This window comes from Shewanella chilikensis (assembly GCF_037953065.1).
Classification (GTDB): Bacteria; Pseudomonadota; Gammaproteobacteria; order Enterobacterales; family Shewanellaceae; genus Shewanella; species Shewanella chilikensis.
Window position 1 is genome coordinate 1,204,828 of the sequence record NZ_CP149966.1, and the last position, 19,905, is coordinate 1,224,732.

Consider the following 19,905-nt stretch of genomic DNA (forward strand, 5'->3'; position numbering starts at 1 on the left):
GGTGTAACTCGCATTACATGCGGTGACTAAACTTTTGAAAATTAACTTCAAAAACTTGATCAAAACGACGATTTTGCCCCGGAGGTCGGGTATAATCTTGCTCGGAAAAAGGTTGGTTAACAACATAATTAAAAAGCGTTAACAATAGGGTGATGGTTAATGAATATACTTATGAGCTTGGTAGGGGTGGTCACCCTACTCGCGATTGGTTTCTTGTTGTCCAACAACAAGAAAGCAATCAATCTTAGAACAGTCGGTGGTGCACTGGCGATTCAGGCCGCTTTCGGTGGCTTTGTGCTGTATGTGCCGGTCGGTAAAGATATCCTGAAAAGTATCTCCGACGCTGTTTCCAGTGTTATCGGTTATGCACAAAATGGTATCGGTTTCCTGTTTGGTGATTTGGCTAACTTCAAAGTCGGCTTTATCTTCGCAGTAAACGTGCTGCCAATCATAGTGTTCTTCTCTTCTCTGATCGCTGTGCTCTATTATCTGGGCATCATGCAGTGGATTATCCGCATCATAGGCGGTGCCTTGCAGAAGGCCCTGGGTACCAGCCGTACCGAGTCTATGTCTGCCACTGCCAATATCTTCGTGGGTCAGACCGAAGCACCTCTGGTGGTTCGTCCCTTCATTCCTACCATGACTCAATCTGAGCTGTTCGCCATTATGGTCGGTGGTCTGGCATCTATCGCTGGTTCTGTTCTGGCCGGTTACGCGCAGATGGGTGTACCTATTCAGTATCTGGTTGCGGCATCTTTCATGGCCGCTCCAGGTGGCTTGTTGATGGCCAAACTGATGCACCCAGAGACCGAAACCGCCAAGAACGACATGGATGAACTGCCGGACGATCCGGACAAGCCAGCTAACGTGCTTGACGCTGCTGCAGCCGGTGCTTCTTCCGGTATGCACCTGGCGCTGAACGTTGGTGCTATGCTGCTGGCCTTTATCGGTTTGATTGCCATGATCAACGGTATTATAGGTGGTATCGGCGGATGGTTCGGCATGGAAAACCTTACCCTGGAACTGATCCTTGGCTATATCTTCATGCCGCTGGCTTACCTCATTGGTGTGCCTTGGAATGAAGCCATGATTGCAGGTTCTTTCATCGGTCAGAAGATAGTGGTCAACGAGTTTGTGGCTTACATGAACTTCGCTCCTTTCATCCATGATGCTGCTATGGCTTGTACTACAGTAGCCGCTGATGTCACTAAAGAGCTGCCTATGTGTGTGGCTGAGACTCAGGCGCCAATGACAGCCCGTACAATGGCGATTGTCTCTTTCGCTCTGTGTGGCTTTGCTAACTTGTCTTCTATCGCAATTCTGCTGGGCGGCTTGGGGGCTATGGCACCAAATCGTCGTCACGACCTGGCTAAACTGGGTCTGCGCGCCGTGGTTGCCGGTTCTCTGGCTAACCTGATGAGTGCGACTCTGGCAGGTTTGTTCCTGGCACTGTAAGACGGTAGTGAACAGAGGCCTGAATTCGCAGGCCTCTTGTTAACCCAATCGATTTCCAAACTTAGCTTTGCTTGGCTCATATGCCAACCTATGGTTGGCAAGATGAGCAGAACAAGAGTACAGATATTTCTGGCTAGTGAGTGAAATGGGTACTTTTGTTCAAATATAAAATTTAGTGTTCGCATTTTATTTTTGTCTTTCTTGTGGTTTTGGATGGAGAAGGTAGAATGCGGGCGCCAATTAAAAGAATGCCGCTCCAAGAGGGTGGCGAGAACCAAAGATGAATGGGGTTGATGATGAAAACGTTAAAACTTTAGCTTTAGCCGCTACCGCGGTCGCCGCCATGTCAGGCAATGCTTACGCCGCTGATCGTTCTGATCTGCACGGCAGTGATTACAAGTGGATGCAGTTCAACCTGATGTATTCTATCGGTGAGAAGCCCGATAACCCAGCTACAGGTGATCAGCACAACTACCTGGAAATGGAGTTTGGTGGTCGTTCCGGTATCTTTGACCTGTATGGTTATATTGACGTGTTTAACCTGGGTAACCAGTACACCAACGACGGTGACAAGAACCCAGGTTCAGGCAGCAGCAAGCTGTTCATGAAATTTGCACCACGTATCTCCTTGGATGCCGTATTCGGTAAAGATCTGTCTTTCGGCCCAGTTCAAGAAGTTTACTTCTCTACTCTGTTTAACTGGGACGGCCTGATTAACGACGGTGACGGCACTGGTGTTAACAGCTCTTTCTGGGGTGTGGGTGCTGACGTTATGGTGCCATGGCTGGGCAAAACCGGCATGAACCTGTATGGATACTACGACCTGAACAATAAAGAATGGAACGGTTATCAGTTCTCTATGAACTGGTTCAAGCCTTTCTACTTCTTCGACAACAAGAGCTTCCTGTCATTCCAGGGTTACATCGACTACCAGTTCGGTGCTGACGAAAACAAGACAGCTTTCGTACCAACTTCTACCAATGGCGGTAACGTATTCTTCGGTCTGTACTGGCATTCAGATCGCTACGCTCTGGGTTATGGCCTGAAAGGCTTTAAAGACGTATACCTGATCGAAGACGGTGCCGGTGCTCTAGCTCTGGAATCTACAGGTTGGTCTCACTACCTGAGCGCGACCTACAAGTTCTAATCGCAGATGGGGGTGACCCACTTGGGTGACCCCCGTTTTTATTTTGCTCTGACTTAATCTTTACCTAAGCCTGAGCTATAGTGAATTGGGTTCAATGAACCCGGATTAATAGCCGGAAGCTGGTTCAGCTTGTTTACGTAAAGGTTGACAGATTTCTCGCGTTAAAAAGGATTTTTCGCGGCAAGGCAAGGAACTTGAGTTCCCCCTTCCCGGTCTTCAAGGATTCAAGTCGTGATACTCGTTATCAAGGTTGAATACCCTACAAAGATGATTTGCAGTCAAATGCAGGCGTCGCCCGAAGGCCCGGCCATAACAATAACCACAAAGCCCCTCTGGCGCTGCCAAGACAGATTTTTAATCCTTTGATTTTATGTCTCGGAGAGCAATTATGAGCGATTTAAAACAAGCAGCACAGCGCGCCATCCAACTGATGGACCTGACCACTTTGAATGATGATGATACCGATCAAAAGGTGATCGAACTGTGTCATAAGGCCAATACTCCGGCCGGTCATACCGCTGCTATCTGCATTTATCCACGCTTTATTCCTATCGCGCGCAAGACTCTGGATGCCATGGGCGCAGATGATATCCGTATTGCCACAGTCACCAACTTTCCCCACGGCAATGATGACATAGCTATCGCGGTGCTGGAAACTCGTGCAGCAGTCGCCTACGGTGCTGATGAAGTGGATGTGGTATTCCCTTATCGTGCGCTGATGGAAGGCAACGAAACTGTTGGTTTTGAGCTGGTAAAGGCTTGCAAAGAAGCCTGTGGTGACAATGTGCTGTTGAAAGTGATCATCGAATCCGGCGAACTGAAAGACCCGGCGCTTATTCGCAAGGCTTCCGAGTTGTCTATCGATGCCGGCGCTGACTTTATCAAGACCTCTACCGGTAAAGTACCTGTCAATGCCACTCTTGAAGCGGCTGAAATCATGCTGACCGTCATCAGTGAGAAGAATCCAGCTGTAGGCTTCAAGCCCGCCGGTGGTGTGCGTGATGCCGCCCAAGCCGCTGAATTTCTTGGCGTAGCCGAGCGTATTCTGGGCAGTGACTGGGTTTCACCCCGGACTTTCCGCTTCGGTGCATCCAGCCTGCTGGCCAGTCTGCTGCACACACTGGAACTGGCTGACGCTCCAGCACCGACTCAAGGTTACTAATCCCCGCTGATTGTGATCCAAGTCTATTTGGGGACGTCAAAACTTGGTTAGTATCTGTAATAAAATTACTACACATTTGACGTCCAACCCCAATGCTGTAACAGCTTCTTTAGACAAGGTTGCAGCAGAAAGGAGGCAGTATTATGTTTCTGGCACAAGAGATAATCCGTAAAAAACGTGAAAAAATGGCGCTTTCCAAGGAGGAGATCCAGTTCTTTGTCAAAGGCATTACCGATAACAGCGTGTCTGAAGGTCAGATAGCTGCATTCGGGATGGCGGTGTATTTTAACGACATGAGCATGGATGAGCGCATCGCACTGACGACGGCTATGCGTGATTCCGGCACTGTGCTCAATTGGGATAGCCTGCAGCTCGACGGCCCTGTCATAGACAAACACAGCACAGGCGGCGTGGGCGATGTTATCAGCCTGATGCTTGGCCCCATGGCGGCAGCCTGCGGCGGTTATGTTCCCATGATTTCCGGTCGTGGTCTGGGCCACACAGGTGGCACTCTGGATAAGTTTGACGCCATCCCCGGCTATCAGACTGAGCCCGACAGCGAACTGTTCCGTAAGGTGGTTAAAGAGGTCGGTGTGGCCATTATCGGTCAAACCGGCGATCTGGTCCCTGCCGACAAGCGTTTCTATTCCATTCGTGACAACACGGCCACTGTCGAATCCATCCCGCTTATCACCGCCTCTATACTGTCGAAGAAGCTGGCTTGTAGCCTGGATGCGCTGGCGATGGACGTCAAAGTGGGCAGCGGTGCCTTTATGCCTACTTATCAGGCATCCGAGGAACTGGCTCGTTCTATTGTTGCGGTTGCCAATGGTGCAGGTACCAAGACCACGGCTTTGCTGACAGATATGAACCAGGTGTTGGCCTCCTGCGCCGGGAATGCGGTCGAAGTGCTCGAGGCGGTGAACTTCCTTACCGGCAAATATCGTAATCCGCGCCTCTACGAAGTCACCATGGGACTTTGCAGTGAGATGTTGCTGCTCGGTGGCCTTGCCGCCAATGAGGCCGAGGCCCGCAGTAAGCTCAACGCCGTGCTGGATAATGGCAAGGCCGCCGAGATCTTCGCCCGTATGGTTTCCGGACTGGGAGGCCCGGTCGATTTTGTCGAACATCCTGAAAAATACTTGCCTCAGGCCAAGATTATTCGTCCTGTGTATGCCGAGCGTTCCGGCTTTGCTTACAGCATGGATACCCGTGAACTCGGCTTGGCTGTGGTCACTCTGGGTGGTGGTCGTCGTAAGCCAGGTGATGCCCTGGATTACAGCGTCGGCCTGACACAGGTTTGTGCCCTGGGACATGAAATCAATGCTGACAAGCCGCTGGCAATGGTGCATGCCCAGTCAGAAAGCGCCTTCGAAGAAGCCGCTGCCGCGGTGCGCAGAGCCATAGTCATTGGCGACAGCGCCCCTGAGAAAACACCGGAGATCTATCGCGCCATCCGCGCTGCCGATCTCCAGGAGAAGTAGTATGAAACGTACCATTATTTTAATGCTGGATTCCTTCGGCGTCGGCGCAGCCGGTGATGCTGCCAAGTTTGGTGACCTGGGTTCAGATACCTTTGGTCATATCGCCAAAGAGTGTGCCGAAGGGCGTGCCAATGATGGCCGTGAAGGGCCGCTGAAGTTACCCAACCTTAGCCGTCTGGGGCTGGCACATGCCGCCATGGAAAGCACAGGTCAGTTTGCCCCCGGGTTTGACGCCGATGTCGAGCTGATAGGCGCCTATGGCCATGCTGAAGAGCTGAGCTCAGGCAAGGATACCCCCAGTGGTCACTGGGAGATGGCCGGTGTTCCCGTGCTGTTTGATTGGGGCTATTTCAGCGACAAACAAAACTCTTTCCCCAAAGAGTTGACCGATAAGATCCTGGCGCGCGCCGGCCTTGGCGGTTTCCTCGGCAATTGTCACGCATCCGGTACTGCGATTCTGGAAGAATTGGGTGAAGAACATATGCGTTCCGGCCTGCCTATCTTCTATACCTCGGCCGACTCCGTGTTCCAGATTGCCTGCCATGAAGAAAGCTTCGGCCTGGAAAACCTCTACCGTTTGTGTGAAATCGCCCGTGAAGAGCTTGAGCCATATAATATCGGCCGAGTTATAGCGCGACCTTTTGTTGGCAGCGGCGCCGCCGATTTTGCCCGCACCGGCAATCGCCGTGACTACGCGGTAGAGCCACCGGCGAAAACTGTGCTGGATAAGCTGAAAGCCGCCGGCGGCCAAGTGGTCAGTGTCGGTAAAATTTCCGATATTTATGCCCATTGCGGTATCACCAGCAAGGTTAAGGCCTCGGGCCTGGAGGCTCTATTCGATGCTACACTGGAGCAGGTCAAGGCTGCCGGTGACAACACCATAGTCTTCACCAACTTCGTGGATTTCGATTCCCACTATGGCCACCGCCGTGATGTGGCAGGTTATGCCCGGGGATTGGAATACTTCGATGCAAGATTGCCTGAAATCCTGGCACTGCTGAATAAGGATGATTTGCTTATCCTGACTGCAGACCATGGTTGCGACCCTACCTGGGAAGGCACAGATCATACCCGCGAACATGTGCCGGTTTTGGCCTATGGCGCAGGTTTGAGTGCCGGCTCATTGGGGCGTCGCAAGAGTTTTGCCGATATCGGCCAATCCATTGCCAGCTACTTCAAGCTGGAACCAATGGAATACGGCGAATCATTTATTCGCTGACAAGATTTGGCTCCCTCGCCGGAGCCGTCTTTAATAAACAGACTTGAGTCTTTATAAAACTAACGGGGTTATTTCGATGGCAACACCACATATTAATGCAGTTGACGGCGCATTCGCTGAAACCGTACTTTTCCCTGGCGATCCATTGCGGGCCAAGTACATTGCCGAAACCTTCCTGGAAAACGTAGAGCAGGTTACCGACGTACGTAACATGCTTGGTTTTACCGGTACTTACAAAGGTAAGCGTATCTCTGTGATGGGTTCAGGCATGGGGATCCCTTCCTGCTCCATCTATGCCACAGAGCTCATCAAGGACTATGGTGTCAAGAACCTGATCCGTGTGGGCACCTGTGGTGCAATCAGTACAGACGTTAAAGTGCGCGATGTGATTATCGGTATGGGTGCCTGCACCGACTCTCAGGTGAACCGCCTGCGTTTCAAGGGCCAGGACTTTGCCGCTATCGCCAACTATGAGCTGATGAGCGCCGTGGTTGACTCAGCCAAGGCTCACGGTACCAAAATTCGTGTAGGTAACGTGTTCTCTGCCGATCTCTTCTACACTCCGGATCCAGAAATGTTCGACGTGATGGAAAAGATGGGGGTACTGGGTGTGGAAATGGAAGCTGCCGGTCTCTACGGTGTTGCCCATGAATTCGGTGCCCGCGCTCTTTGTGTGGTAACTGTTTCCGACCATATCCGTACCGGTGAAAAGACCAGCTCTGATGAGCGTCAAACCACTTTCAACGATATGATCGTCATGACGCTGGATGCTGCGATTACTCTGTAATCCGGTAACCAACTGACATCATAAGGGCTCCCTCGGGAGCCCTTATTGTTTTTAAGCCTTTCCACTTATTCCTGGAGTGCGGCTCTGCAGCTGAAGCTGGCTCTTGGGCTACTCGTTATTTTTGTTTGCTTCTGCAGTTTGTGACTCCCGTTTGGGGGCTACTTCTGTCCTGGGACCTTTACTGCGGGGATTGTCCGCATCGACAGGATCCGGGATCAGGCTATCGCTGGCTTGTTCAGCTGCTTTGTTGGTCGCGGCGTTATTGCCAGTCTCAGGTTCAGTGTTTACTTCAGAGCGCTCTGACCTGGTCGCCTTTGCGGCCAAGGCGTTGGCCGGCTTTTCTGCCTGTTTGGGTGACATATTGGTGTTGGATTCAGCGTCAAGCTCTGTCTGGGATTCGCCGGTATCCGTGGCTGAATCTTGGCTTCCAGCAGCAATCGGTTCAGTATCCAAGGTTTCCTTGGCGGTTACTTTGTCTTGCTGCTTGAGCTTTTTGCGCCTGCGCTTGACCCGGGTGCGACGGCGGTCAAAGTCAGCACGTTTGAACGATAGCGCCCGTGATAATAACAGGCCGATAAAGCCTGCTACTATCAGCATCAGTTGCTGCTGCTCCATATTCAGCTCATGGGCTTCCTGGATCTCATTGAAAAACAGCTTGGGATCCAGTCTGACTTCTACAAAGCCCAGGTTGTTACCTTGCTGGATCACCGGCTCGACATAAGGAGGGTAGGGTGCCAGCAGATCATCCAGTTCCGGGGAATCCGGCTCCAGCAACTCGGGGCTGACATCCTGGGCAAAGGATAGCCGCTGACCATCCTCACTGTAGATAGTCGCCGCCATCACCTTGGGATCTTCCACCAGGGCGCTGGCCAGCCACTGCAACTGCTCATCATTTTGCAGTTGCAACGCCGGTGCGGCACCATAGGCTGTTTGTTGCACCAATAATCTGGCCATCTTTTGGGTTTGGGTCTTCAGAAGCCGCTGCCCTTGTAGTAGGCTTGTCTGCCACAGCTGGACCAGGCCGACCAGCAGAGTGACGGCTATGGCGATCTGCAGCAGTCTGCTGATCTTCTGGCTTTTTTTAAGGCCCTTGAACAACAATACTTTGTCCCTTAATCAAATTCGGTGTTTCCCTAATCATAATGGATTATGGGTATGCCCGATAGCCGGAGAGCAGTGACCATGGAGTCAGTCTTACCTTTTCCCCTGTTGGCCAGTCAACGTCAGGATGGTGTCTATGTCTTGAGTCTGCAGCAGCATACTTGGCCGGCATTCAAGGAAGGGCAACATGCCCAAGGTGAGCGATTACGGCTGATCTTCAATGAAAAGGCTGCGGCTGCTGTTGCCGATTTGCTTCCCGAGTTGGCACCGAGGGCGGTGGCAATTTTGCAGCGCGAGCAATCCTTGTATGGGCTCGAGTTGCTGCTCGAGGTGGGCATCTGTCAAGCCATGCACAATCGTCTTGAGTCAATTGGCGAGCTGGATTACCTGTCCATTGCCGCGACAGCGAGTTTGCCGCAGCTTTCGACTCCGGGGCTGTTGGTGATGGATATGGACTCGACCGCCATTACTATTGAGTGTATCGATGAATTGGCGGCCGCCGCCGGCGTGGGCGCCGAGGTGGCACAAGTGACCGAACGGGCGATGCAGGGCGAATTGGATTTCGAGCAGAGCTTGCGCCAGAGGGTGGCCAAGCTCAAGGGCGCCGACCAGAGTATTATTGATGATCTCTGTGCCCGTTTACCTCTGAGTCCCGGGCTTGAGAGCATGATAGCCGAGCTCAAATCCCATGGCTGGCGCACTGTGGTAGCCTCAGGTGGTTTTACCCCTTTTGTCGGTCATCTGCAGCAGTTGCTTGGGTTGGATGCCGCCTTTGCCAATGAACTGGTAATAAGCGATGGCAAGTTGCTCGGCGAGGTTCGCGGCCAAGTGGTGGATGCCGCCTTCAAGGCCGATGTGGTGACAAAATGCGCCGGGCAGTGGCAGATAGCTGCCGGGCAAAGGTTGGCTATAGGCGATGGCGCCAACGACATCCCCATGGTGCAGGCAGCCGATTTTGGTATTGCCTATCATGCCAAACCTAAGCTGGCTGCGGCGGCTGCGGCGAAGATCAATAAGCTGGGCCTGCAGGCATTACCTTTCTTGCTGCAAGGGCGCTGAAGCGTTAACAGTTAAAACTAGAGTGATTGCTCTTGTTTTTATGACCGGGATTCATTAGCTTTTGCTATAGAACCCGGTGACGACACACTCCATGGAAACTGTACAGCAATCAATCTTTCTGCCTTATCGTGATGGTGAACTGCATCTTCGCAAAATTTTTCCCGCAGCCGGCTTTCGGCATCAGATCCCGATTTTGATGTTGCATGGTGCCATGTCCAATGGCCGGGTGTTTTACAGCAGCAGAGGCCGAGGGCTGGCACCGTTTCTGGCTCAGGCGGGCTTTACCGTTTATGTAATGGATAGTGCAGGTCGTGGCCTCAGCACGCCTAAGCTGGCGCGCGGGTTTGAGCTTGGACAAGGTGAGGTCATCCGTGAACAACTGCCCTTGGTGCAACAATATCTGCTTAAGGCCGAGTCTCTGGACAAGCTGCATTGGTGCGCCCATTCCTGGGGCGGGGTGCTGATGGCCAGCGCCTTGGCACGGTTTCCTGAACTGCAAGCGTCGGTGGCATCACTGCTAACCTTTGGTAGCAAGCGCACCATAAGAGTCAGGTCATTGAAAAAGTGGTTGATGGTGGATCTGGTTTGGAACCGCTTGGCTCCCGGCATTGCTGCCGGTCACGGCTATCTCGCAGCCGACAAGTGGCGCATGGGCATGGATAACGAGAGCCGGGCTTCGCTGCAGCAGAGCATAGATTGGGTGCGCGGTGATTGGATAGATCATGACGATGGTTTCGATTATGGCCGGGCTGCCGCAAAAGCCACTTGGCCCAAGAGTTGGTTTATCGCCGGACAGAATGACACTGTACTCGGTAATCCAGAAGATGTGCTGGATATGATGGCCGAATGCGGCTTGCAAAATAGTCGCTTTACCTTGCTGTCACGGGAAAACGGCAATCGCCACGACTATGGTCATGCGGATATGCTGACCCATGTGGATGCACCAAACGATCATTTCAACAAGGTGCTCGCCTGGTATCAGGGTTTTGAGCTTTCCAGCGTCAGTGACTGAGCCTCTGGATTTAATTCCGGGTAGCGCAGCAAGACCTCGCTGGTGATTTCCAAAAACTCGCCGACACCCACTACCCGCCACAGCATCTCTTCGAGCTTCTTGGCCTTGTGCTTGGCATGGACACCTATATATTCCAGCTCGCGGCGGATATAGCCCAGATCCGGCTTACCGGCGGCGCCGCGATAGACCTTTAAGGCCATAAAGCTGCCGAGCGACTGCGCCTGACGGATAAAATCCACTTGGGCCTGACGCTCCGCCAGTTCATGGCGGGTAGTGCAACGCAGCCGCAACTGGCCGCTGGATTGGCGCACCAACTGCACAAAGACTTCGAAGCTGTCCATGGTCATCTGCGGCTTCATCGCCCGTATCGGGCCGATAAAGTCGCGCTTTAGACGGCCGTCTTGCAGTAAAGGTTCGAGATTGAACTGCAATTGCTCAGCGCTGCTGTTGGCGAACAAGTCGCTGACGGCATCCGGTTCTACGCCGACCCCCAGCGCCGACAAACGGAAAGACTTGACGGTTTTTTCCACAAGGAAAGGCACTGAATGCAGTTTGCGCATCAAGAGGTTTTTCATCGCTTCGGCCAGTTCTTTGACCTCAGAGTTATCCTCTGTCAGTTGCTGCAATTTCTCGCGGTTCTGCGCTATCAGCCGATGTAAAAACTCCACGCCCGGATGAGGCGTGTGACCCATCACCGCCGCCAGATGCAGGGTGACACCGTTTTTACGACTGCGCACCAATCGATAGGGCAACGCCTGAAGTTTGGCCTTGGGCGCCAGTGCCTGCAGCTTGGGAAAGCTGAGCAGTAGCGGCTCCTTGGGATTGAGAGTCGCGTTTTCATCCAGATTCAGCTGCAGGCCACGACTGGAAATATCATGGGTGATCCCTGTGTATTGCTGTTTGCCCTGACTGATGTTGACCAAGGTCTTGAAGGAGAACCTGGCTTCCTGGCGCCGTTCGCTGAAATACATGGACACCAATCGGATACTGTTGGTGGTAATTTTGGCTTGGCCGAAACGCTTGAGCTCATTGGCATCCATCTTGAACGGCCAGCGACGATACTCTTCGGCGGCCTGTTCGTCGGTCACATCCATCAGTTGCAGTATGTGGCTGTATTTTTGCAGCTGTTGCTCTGTCAGCGCCGAGTAGTTGCTGTCATCGCCCGGTAGCATGGAGGCCTTATAGGAACCCTGGTGGTCTATGGCGTCCAGACTCACCTGGATAACCTTCCAACTGCCCTTGGTGGCACCAAAACCCAAAAACAGAGGTTGCAGGCGGCTTTTTTTCAGTTCGCTGAGGCTGGCTGAGTAGAAGTAGAGTTGACCACGGGCGTTATAGGTAAAGCTGAACAGCAATCTGTGGTCGGCGTTGCCCGGCTCGGCGAGCATGGCCGCCAGTCTCTGCTTGCTCAGCAGTCCCGGCAATTGGTTGATATCGGCTTCATCGAGGAAATCGTGCAACAGTGCCTGATTGTCCCTACTCAGCAGCAGAGCACCAATAGCAGGATTGCCTTGGCTGTCCTGTTCGATAAACAGCGGCAGGTGCGGCAGATGGGCCAAGTAATGGCGCTCGAACCCTAGTCCTGTTGCTGTTGTCAGTACATCGTTGACATCCACCTTGTAACGGAACTTATAACCGCGAATAAGGTTGGCAAGTAGCTCGGAGAGCTGCTTACTGCCGCCGATGCGTTTGAGCCGCATCCAGCAGGTGTCCTGCTCTGTCTGGGCATCGACTATCTGGTAGTCGACCCCGAGTTGCAGATCCCGGTAATAGTATTCATCGCTGAGATCCAGCAGCTTGACCCGCAGCGGCCGGTTAAGATCTAAGTTATGTCTGGCGGGCAGACGCACTCTGGCGCCACCGACGGAGAGATCTGCGGTATTGCCGCGCACCTCCTCTCTGCCGGCTTGGGAAGCCGATATCTTGATGCTGTAGTTCATCCGCTCTTCACTGCGGTTGAAGTAGCGCCCCAGCACAATCCCGGGTACCAGATAGGGATTCCCCTGTCCTTCCTGATTGCGGGGCGTTTGCTGCAGCCGTTGGCGGCGCTGGTGATGAGCCTCCATCACCTGTTCGTATACCCCCATAGTGTATTGGTTGCGGTACAGCGCCAGTGCGGCATCAAAGGCCTCTTTGGCCGGGACATCGAGGAAGTGGCGTTGGTCGGCAAAGTGATACTCCTGGCAGGGCAGTTCCGACTTGTCTCTGAGGTCAATAATCCTCAGGCAGGGGGAAGCCAGGCGCTGGATTTCCATTTTCAACAGAAAGCGGGTCGAGTTGGACTCTTCTGCGGTGAGCTGCAAGAAGATCTCACTGAAGTCCGGCTCCATCATCAGGGGCTTGAGTTGTTCAATCAGGGCGCTGTGGTGATCTGGACTCATGGACTCGCTCTTTAAGGGGTGCTTATTCTTGTGCTGACTGTTAGTCTTATGTCGGCCCGGCTTTGGGAAGCTTGAACCCAATTCGGGATTATTACTCTGAAAGTATCACTTTGAAAGTGCAATTATTTTAATTAACTATTACAGATTTTACACAAGTTTGAACCCAGATGGCGAAGAATAAAACAGCATACGTGTGCAACGAATGTGGCCAGGACTTTCCCCGTTGGCAGGGGCAGTGCAGTGCCTGTCATGAATGGAATACCATTACCGAAGTCAGGCTGGGGGCGGCTACACCATCCCGGGGCGGTCAGTTCAGTGGTTATGCCGGTGCCGGTGCCAGTGAGATCCAAACGCTGGATCAGATAGATCTCAACGAAGTGCCGAGGATCCCCAGCAGCTTTATCGAATTTGACCGTGTGCTCGGTGGCGGCATAGTCGCCGGCAGTGCCATCCTGATTGGCGGACATCCGGGGGCCGGCAAGAGTACCTTGCTGCTGCAGACTTTATGTCAGCTGGCCGAGACCATGCCGGCTCTTTATGTCACCGGCGAGGAATCTTTGCAGCAAGTGGCGATGCGAGCCCATCGTTTGGGCCTGCCCACAGGGCGCTTGAAGATGTTGTCCGAAACCAGTGTCGAGACTATCTGCACTGTGGCACTGCGGGAGAAGCCCAAGGTCATAGTGATAGACTCGATTCAGGTGATGCATATCAGCGATGTGCAGTCCTCCCCCGGCAGTGTGGCCCAGGTTCGCGAATCGGCCGCCTTTCTGACCCGTTTTGCCAAGCAAAATGGTATCGCCATCATCATGGTCGGCCATGTCACCAAAGACGGCTCTCTGGCAGGCCCCAAGGTGCTGGAGCACTGCATAGATTGCTCGGTGATGTTTGAAGGGGACAGCGATAGCCGCTACCGTACCCTGCGCTCCCACAAGAACCGCTTTGGCGCCATCAATGAACTGGGGGTGTTCGCCATGACGGAGCGGGGGCTCAAGGAAGTGGCCAATCCGTCGGCGATATTTCTGTCTCGCGCCGATGAAGCCGCCTCCGGCTCCTTGGTGATGGTGGTTTGGGAGGGCACCCGGCCGCTGCTGGTGGAACTGCAGGTGTTGGTGGACAGCTCGGCACTGTCGCATCCGCGGCGGGTTGCCGTGGGGATGGATGCCAACCGTTTGGCTATGTTGCTGGCGGTAATGCATCGTCATGGCGGCTTACAGATGTCGGATCAGGATGTATTTGTTAACGTGGTCGGTGGTGTCAAGGTGACAGAAACCAGCGCCGATTTGACTCTGTTGCTGGCCATGGTTTCCAGTTTCCGTGGTGATATTCTGCCCAGGGATCTGGTGGTGTTCGGTGAAGTGGGCCTTTCTGGCGAGATACGTCCTGTGCCCAATGGTCAGGAGCGTTTGGTGGAAGCAGCCAAGCATGGCTTTACCCGGGCGATAGTGCCCAAGGCCAATATGCCGAAAAAGCCGCCTCAGGGGATGCAGGTGATAGGGGTGAGCAAACTCAGCGAGGCACTCGGGGCTTTGTGATTGCTATGTGAGCGCTATGTGATTGCTATGTGAGTCATAGCCCGGCAAGCAGGGCTATTGCCGCCCTGTGACCTGTGAAGCAGGAGCCGCTTCAGCGGCTCTGTTCATGTTCGGCGATAAACTGTTCCAATTCGCGGTGCAGCAGTGAGGCATCACCAAGATTCAGCTCCAATAGCCTTCTTAAGTGACTGATACTCTCAATATCGATAAGGGCGCACTTGAGGCCCAAGAGGCCGTTGCGGCGATGCACGACGTCAGCCTCCATGCACAGTTCTACTTCGGACTGGGGTAGGCAAAAACTCAGCGCCAATACACCTTCTGGAGCGAAATCGGCAGGTTCTTCCACCATGGCGCCATTGAGACAAAGATCCAGCAAATGGGTGCTCCATACCTTGTTATCGCAGCTCAGCTGGGCATCTATGGTAAACAGGATCCGTGAAAACTTGCGCTTTTCATCCATACTCAGTCCTTTAATTTTTGATTCGTCCTTATTGTAGCCACATAAAAAGCGCTTGGCACCGAACTCAGGTCAAATATCTATCCGCTACAGACAAAATATGAAAAATTGTGAATAATGGCCTCTATCCCAGCCGGTTGGAATACAAGTATGGCATACCGCATATTGATAGTGGACGATGAAGCTATCATTCGGACTCGTTTAAAAGGCTATTTTGAAAAAGATGGTTACCAGGTGATGGAAGCCGCCGACGGTGAGCAGATGTGGCAGCAACTGCAACAACAGCATGTGGATCTGGTGATGCTGGATATCAATATGCCGGGGGATGATGGCCTGATGCTGACCCGTGAGCTGCGCAGCCGCTCAGATGTGGGCATTATTCTGGTAACCGGCCGGGATGAGGCGATAGATAAGATAGTGGGCCTGGAGATGGGCGCCGATGATTATGTCACCAAGCCGTTTGAGTTTCGCGAGCTCAGGGTCAGGGTCAAAAACCTGCTCTGGCGCATCTCTCTGGTGAAGAAGGCTCAGCAGCAAACGGCTGAGCAATTGTCGCGCTCGGACGACAATCTCTATTTTGAGGGTTATCACCTGCAGCTCAACAGTCGTCGCTTGAGCCTGGATGGGCAAGTTATCAAGTTGACCAAGGCCGAGTTTGAGCTGCTGGTGGCTTTTGCCCTGCATCCGCAGCAGGTGCTCTCGAGAGAGCGCTTGATGCAGCAAACCAGCCACAGGGATCAGGATGTCAACGACCGCACCATAGATGTGATTATTCGGCGCTTGCGCAGCAAGCTGAGTCCAGAGCTGTTTGTCACTGTGCATGGTGAAGGTTATCTGTTTGCCGCCGATGTCAGCGACTGAGTTCTGAGCCCTTGGCTTCCACTCTGTATACCGGATAGAAATCCGCCGGGGCCAAACTGTCATCCAACTGCATGTTTTTGAGGTTATCCGGGCGCAACTGCAAAATTGCCGGGCCTATATCACCAAACGCCTTTTCCCCCTGCAACAGCCTGACGGCGAGATCGACCGCCAGTCGCCCCTGTAGTACAACTCTGTCATCATTGGCATAAGCGACCTTGTTGCGCTTGAGCCCTCGCAGTATATCCGGCGACAGATAGCTGCTCACCAGCGCCAATTGGTTGGTCAGGCTTCTCTGCCTGAGAGTGCCCATGGCGGCTTCAATAGCAACGGCACTGCCGAGTAAGGCTTGCGGCAGCGGCTGCATGTTTTGATTGAGCAACAGATTGAGCTGATCCCGGTAGAGATTACGGTTGTTGTCGGCATGCATCACGGCCACAATCTCCACCTGGCTGTCTTGCAGTGCTTGTTTGACACCTTTTTCCACCAGATCGGTACCGCCACGGCCTTCGGGGCCCGCCAGCATAGCCAGGCGTTTGTGCGGGGTAGATGCGAGATACTCACCGGTCAGATAACCCATCTGATACCAGTTGACTCCTATATGGGTTTGTACCCGGTGGTCAGCCAACTGATTCACCAGCGCCAACACAGGCTTGGTCAGCTCAAGCGTATGGCCCTCAAGCAGGTGTGGGCTGACGGCGCCGAGTAATATGGCATCGGCATCGCCATCGAGGCAGGATTTGAGTTGTGCCAACTGGGTCTGGTTGTTGCCATAGCCGCCGGCTTCATGGAGTTCCAGCCCGAGCCCCAAGGCTTGGCTCTGTTTTGCCAAGCCATAGTCAATCCCTATCCAGTAAGCATCTTTCAGATGCGGCACCAAAGCGCACAGTTTCCAGGGTTTATTGGCTTTGGTGAGTGGCGTGTGGGTCAGAGGACTGGCCTGCTGGATTGCTTCGTTGAAAGGACTGCGTTGCTCCAGCTCCCAGGTTTCATTGGCCAGTGCGGCAGGGATAAACATCAGCAGAGCCAATAACCACAGCAGCAGTCTTTTAGTTGCAGGCAACACAGCCTCGAACTTGGTGGCAAATTGGCTCATGGGGAAGATCCTGATATATGATGCAAGTATTCTACCATAGCATTCCTGCTGGATGTTTGAGTGAGTCAATGCCTATGCGAACCAGTATCAACAAGGATAACAAGTGAGACCTTTATCTTCATGGCTTAGCAGCCTGACCGGCCGTCTGATGCTGGCGTTTTGTTTGTTGGCGCTGCTGCTGTTATTACTGGTGACTCTGGGCAACTTGAGCCTTTACTGGGTCAAGGGCGCCGACAGTTTTCTTTATGAGAAGGCCTTGCCCGCATCAGAAGCCGCGCGGCAGCTATCGCAATCGGCCACCTCGCTGGCAGAGAATGCCCAGCGCTTGGGCACGGCTGCCGATGAAAAACAGCGCCAATATTTGGGGCGCCGTCTGTCGCTAGAAAGCAATCGCATGTTGGCGGCGATTGCGACCCTGGAGCAGTTGGCGGTGCCGGATTCAGCCAATCTGAAACAGGCGGCGGCCACCATTATCGCTGAGCTGACCTTACTCGGCGAGCAGACGGGTGAGCGGCTTGAGCGTACCCAAGCGCTGAAACAGAAAGGACTTTTATTGGTACAGGCTTCCAAGCAGGCCGACAATCTGCTGCGCTCCGAGCTGGCGGTGCTGGACTCAGTCATTATTGCCAAGCTAAGCCAGATTCCGGGGGCGGCGGCAGTGGATGACATTATAGAGCTGGATCTCAGCAGCGCCGAGCAGCTCAACCGCGCCCTGAAACTGACTCATAAGATAGCCTTGCTCGGGCAGATATTTGCAGCGGCCGATGCGCCGCAAGACTTGGTCGGTGCCATCAATCAGGCGCCGTTGACCGATGATGCCCTGTCCCCGGGATTGCTCAAGCGCATTCCCGTGGCCGATTTGGTTCGGGACCCAGGTAGAGCCGAGGCGCTCGAGGCCGAATTTGCTCGTCTTGATCAGGTGACTGCCGGCCAACAATTGGCCGAATCTATATGGCAGTTGCAGCAGCAACTGGAGCAAAGGCAACTGGTGATTTCGGACAACCTCAAGTCGATGGAGCAAACCGTGGATGCCGCCCTCGAGGGCCAGCAGCAACAGCTGAGTTTGGCCCGCCGCGACTTTTTGGGGCAGCTCAATTGGGCCAGCGCCGGGCTCTGGGGAACGGGCGCCTTGATGTTACTGCTGATCCTGTTTGTCAGTTGGCAGGTTATCTATAAGGGTATCGCCCGGCGCTTGAGCGATGCCACCCAGGCTCTCAGTCGCCTGAGTCTTGGTGATACCAATGTCAGCATACGCTCTTACGGTGATGATGAACTTACCGCCATGGCCTCGGCGCTGGAAGCCTTCAAACAGAAAACGGCCCATAATCAAAAGTTGCAGCAGGATCTGCAACGCACCGCTGCTGAGTTGACCGAGCATAAGCTGGCGCTGGAGCGGAAGGTGGCCGAGCGAACCCGCGAGCTCGCCCAGACCAACGCCCAGCTGGAAGAGGCCAGTCAGGCCAAGTCGCTGTTTTTGGCCACCATGAGCCACGAAATACGCACGCCGCTTAACGGCTTGCTAGGCACCCTGAGTCTGCTGGGGCAGGCGGAGTTACCCGCCAAGGCGCGGCAGATGTTGGCGCTGTCCCAGTACAGTGGCACTCAACTGCAAACCGTGCTCAATGACATCCTCGACTTCTCCCGTCTGGAGCAGGGCAGGCTGATCAATGAGCCAAGGGCCGTGGAGTTGCCGGCACTGCTCAACGAAGTGACCGCCATCATGTTGGCCGGGGCCAATCTTGCCGGGCTTGAGCTCAGGCTGTTAAAGCCGGAATTGCCCGAATGGGTCTGGCTAGATGGGCCCAAGCTCAGGCAGGTACTGTTTAACCTTCTGGGCAATGCCATTAAGTTTACCACCAAGGGCAGTGTGACTCTGGAGGTCAGTATTGAAGGTGCGCGCCTGTGCTTCAGCGTGACCGATACAGGTATCGGTATCCGCCCCGAGGCTATGGCACGTCTGTTTACTCCTTATGCCACAGAGGCGACCCATGCCAGTGCCAGGGGAACCGGGCTTGGGCTGAGTATCAGCCGTGACCTGGTGCAACTGATGAATGGCAGTGAGAGTGGGGATGCTCCCGCCATCGAAGTCATCAGTACGCCGGGGCAGGGCAGCCGTTTCAGTTTCAGTGTGCCGCTTCAGCCCTGTGAGCAGGGGGAGCAACAATCGAGTAGCCTGCCACAGAGTGAAATCGCCAAGCGGGTGCTGCTGGTGGAAGATAATAGGGTTAATGCCTTGGTGGCTCAGGGCTTTTTGGCGCATCTTGGGCATGAGTCACTCTTGTGTGTCAGTTTGGCAGAGGCACGGAATGTGTTGCTTGATAACACGTCAGGCCCATTCGATGCCGTGATGCTGGATTTACAGCTGAGTGACGGCTCCGGCAGTGAGCTGTTGCCTGAGCTAAGGCAACAGCTGGGCACCAAGGTGCCGATTGCCGCCTTTACCGCCCAGTTGCAGACTCAGGATATGGCTGATTACCAGGCCATGGGCTTTGATATAGTCCTGGGTAAGCCCTTGGGATTGCAGGCTCTGGCCAACTGGCTCGGGGTTGTCTCCGGCTCGAATCAGAGCGATGAGTGCCCTAAGGAAGAGGACTCTCAAGCGCCGGGCCTTAGATCCCGCAATACGGACAACGCCCAATGGCTGGCGCTGGAGCAACTTGAGCAGGACCTGCAGGTGCTCGGCAAGGCCACTTTGCTGGAGATGCGGCAACAGTTTGTGGACAGCAGTGATGCGCAGCTGCAAGCTTTACAGGCGGCAGATGGGCAACGGGATATCATGGCCGCCAAGCTGCACGCACTCAAGGGCAGCAGCGGTAACATGGGGCTTGAAGCGCTGCACTTGCGCTGCGCCGCACTGGAACAGTCCATCAAGGCTGGCAAACCTTTACGCGACGAGGAACTCACTGAGCTGACAGATTGCGTAGCGGCATCGTTGCTGGCGCTCGATAACTGGCTTGAGCAGCAATCAGACTAAGACGCTTTTTTACCTGGGGTTTAAGCGCTGAAGACAGGAAGCGCTGCATTTACCGGCTGCTGAAGATATAGAAAGGGCGCCACTCGTTACTTGAGTTGGCGCCCTTTGCCCCTTTGACTCTTTAACCCTTTAACCCTTTGATTAGGGGGGCTGTGTTACGTTTGATTCAGGCAAGTACTTG

The 19,905-nt window shown here is 53.8% G+C and carries 15 protein-coding genes; 11 read left to right on the forward strand and 4 right to left on the reverse strand.

Translation table 11 applies throughout. The features are described 5' to 3' along the window. The first annotated feature begins 159 nt into the window (after window positions 1-159). The 6 genes from WKR14_RS05620 (at window position 160) to deoD (ending at window position 7,254) form a co-directional block, all read left to right on the forward strand. Window positions 160-1,455 carry a NupC/NupG family nucleoside CNT transporter gene (locus WKR14_RS05620; protein WP_039033647.1) on the forward strand — a complete coding sequence of 432 codons (1,296 nt, stop codon included), beginning with the start codon at window positions 160-162 and terminating at the stop codon, window positions 1,453-1,455. A 280-nt stretch (window positions 1,456-1,735) separates the two neighbouring features. Continuing rightward, window positions 1,736-2,602, forward strand: a complete 867-nt coding sequence (locus tag WKR14_RS05625) for an outer membrane protein OmpK (protein ID WP_339087495.1) — start codon at window positions 1,736-1,738, stop codon at window positions 2,600-2,602. A gap of 388 nt (window positions 2,603-2,990) precedes the next feature. Further along, window positions 2,991-3,764, forward strand: coding sequence for a deoxyribose-phosphate aldolase (gene deoC / locus WKR14_RS05630; RefSeq protein WP_101053978.1), 774 nt, complete (start codon window positions 2,991-2,993; stop codon window positions 3,762-3,764). 143 nt (window positions 3,765-3,907) lie between these two features. Continuing rightward, the gene (deoA, locus tag WKR14_RS05635; RefSeq protein WP_025009943.1) at window positions 3,908-5,248 is read left to right on the forward strand and encodes a thymidine phosphorylase; all 1,341 of its coding nucleotides are present in this window, start codon (window positions 3,908-3,910) and stop codon (window positions 5,246-5,248) included. Between the two features lies 1 nt (window position 5,249). After that, window positions 5,250-6,467 (forward strand): phosphopentomutase, encoded by a 1,218-nt coding sequence (locus tag WKR14_RS05640; protein ID WP_044733933.1) that lies wholly within the window; start codon window positions 5,250-5,252, stop codon window positions 6,465-6,467. A gap of 76 nt (window positions 6,468-6,543) precedes the next feature. Continuing rightward, window positions 6,544-7,254, forward strand: coding sequence for a purine-nucleoside phosphorylase (gene deoD, locus WKR14_RS05645; protein WP_039033651.1), 711 nt, complete (start codon window positions 6,544-6,546; stop codon window positions 7,252-7,254). A gap of 108 nt (window positions 7,255-7,362) precedes the next feature. Here the strand turns inward: deoD and WKR14_RS05650 are convergent, their stop codons facing one another. Further along, a complete protein-coding gene (locus tag WKR14_RS05650; RefSeq protein ID WP_107111375.1) occupies window positions 7,363-8,355 on the reverse strand; it encodes a YtjB family periplasmic protein in 993 nt (330 codons plus the stop codon). An 81-nt stretch (window positions 8,356-8,436) separates the two neighbouring features. Between WKR14_RS05650 and serB the strand changes: the two genes are divergently transcribed. Next, a complete protein-coding gene (gene serB, locus WKR14_RS05655; RefSeq protein WP_226564349.1) occupies window positions 8,437-9,414 on the forward strand; it encodes a phosphoserine phosphatase SerB in 978 nt (325 codons plus the stop codon). Between the two features lie 91 nt (window positions 9,415-9,505). Continuing rightward, window positions 9,506-10,426: an alpha/beta fold hydrolase gene (locus WKR14_RS05660; RefSeq protein ID WP_101053988.1), complete on the forward strand. Its 921-nt coding sequence runs from the start codon at window positions 9,506-9,508 to the stop codon at window positions 10,424-10,426. Here the strand turns inward: WKR14_RS05660 and WKR14_RS05665 are convergent. After that, window positions 10,393-12,807: a PilZ domain-containing protein gene (locus tag WKR14_RS05665; RefSeq protein WP_339087496.1), complete on the reverse strand. Its 2,415-nt coding sequence runs from the start codon at window positions 12,805-12,807 to the stop codon at window positions 10,393-10,395. The two genes, WKR14_RS05660 and WKR14_RS05665, sit on opposite strands and share 34 nt — an antisense overlap. A 167-nt stretch (window positions 12,808-12,974) precedes the next feature. Here WKR14_RS05665 and radA point away from each other — a divergent pair, with 167 nt between their 5' ends. Next, window positions 12,975-14,339: a DNA repair protein RadA gene (gene radA, locus WKR14_RS05670; RefSeq protein WP_039033655.1), complete on the forward strand. Its 1,365-nt coding sequence runs from the start codon at window positions 12,975-12,977 to the stop codon at window positions 14,337-14,339. A 91-nt stretch (window positions 14,340-14,430) separates the two neighbouring features. Here radA and WKR14_RS05675 read toward each other — a convergent pair whose 3' ends face one another. Then, window positions 14,431-14,799 (reverse strand): PilZ domain-containing protein, encoded by a 369-nt coding sequence (locus WKR14_RS05675; RefSeq protein WP_101053997.1) that lies wholly within the window; start codon window positions 14,797-14,799, stop codon window positions 14,431-14,433. Between the two features lie 147 nt (window positions 14,800-14,946). Between WKR14_RS05675 and torR the strand changes: the two genes are divergently transcribed. After that, window positions 14,947-15,657 (forward strand): two-component system response regulator TorR, encoded by a 711-nt coding sequence (torR, locus tag WKR14_RS05680; RefSeq protein WP_071238053.1) that lies wholly within the window; start codon window positions 14,947-14,949, stop codon window positions 15,655-15,657. Here the strand turns inward: torR and torT are convergent. Continuing rightward, the gene (gene torT, locus WKR14_RS05685; protein WP_373455054.1) at window positions 15,647-16,672 is read right to left on the reverse strand and encodes a TMAO reductase system periplasmic protein TorT; all 1,026 of its coding nucleotides are present in this window, start codon (window positions 16,670-16,672) and stop codon (window positions 15,647-15,649) included. The genes torR and torT overlap by 11 nt on opposite strands. 181 nt (window positions 16,673-16,853) lie before the next feature. On the opposite strand from torT, the gene torS reads away from it, so the two are divergent. After that, window positions 16,854-19,724 carry a TMAO reductase system sensor histidine kinase/response regulator TorS gene (gene torS / locus WKR14_RS05690; protein ID WP_287591072.1) on the forward strand — a complete coding sequence of 957 codons (2,871 nt, stop codon included), beginning with the start codon at window positions 16,854-16,856 and terminating at the stop codon, window positions 19,722-19,724. Window positions 19,725-19,905 lie beyond the last annotated feature (181 nt).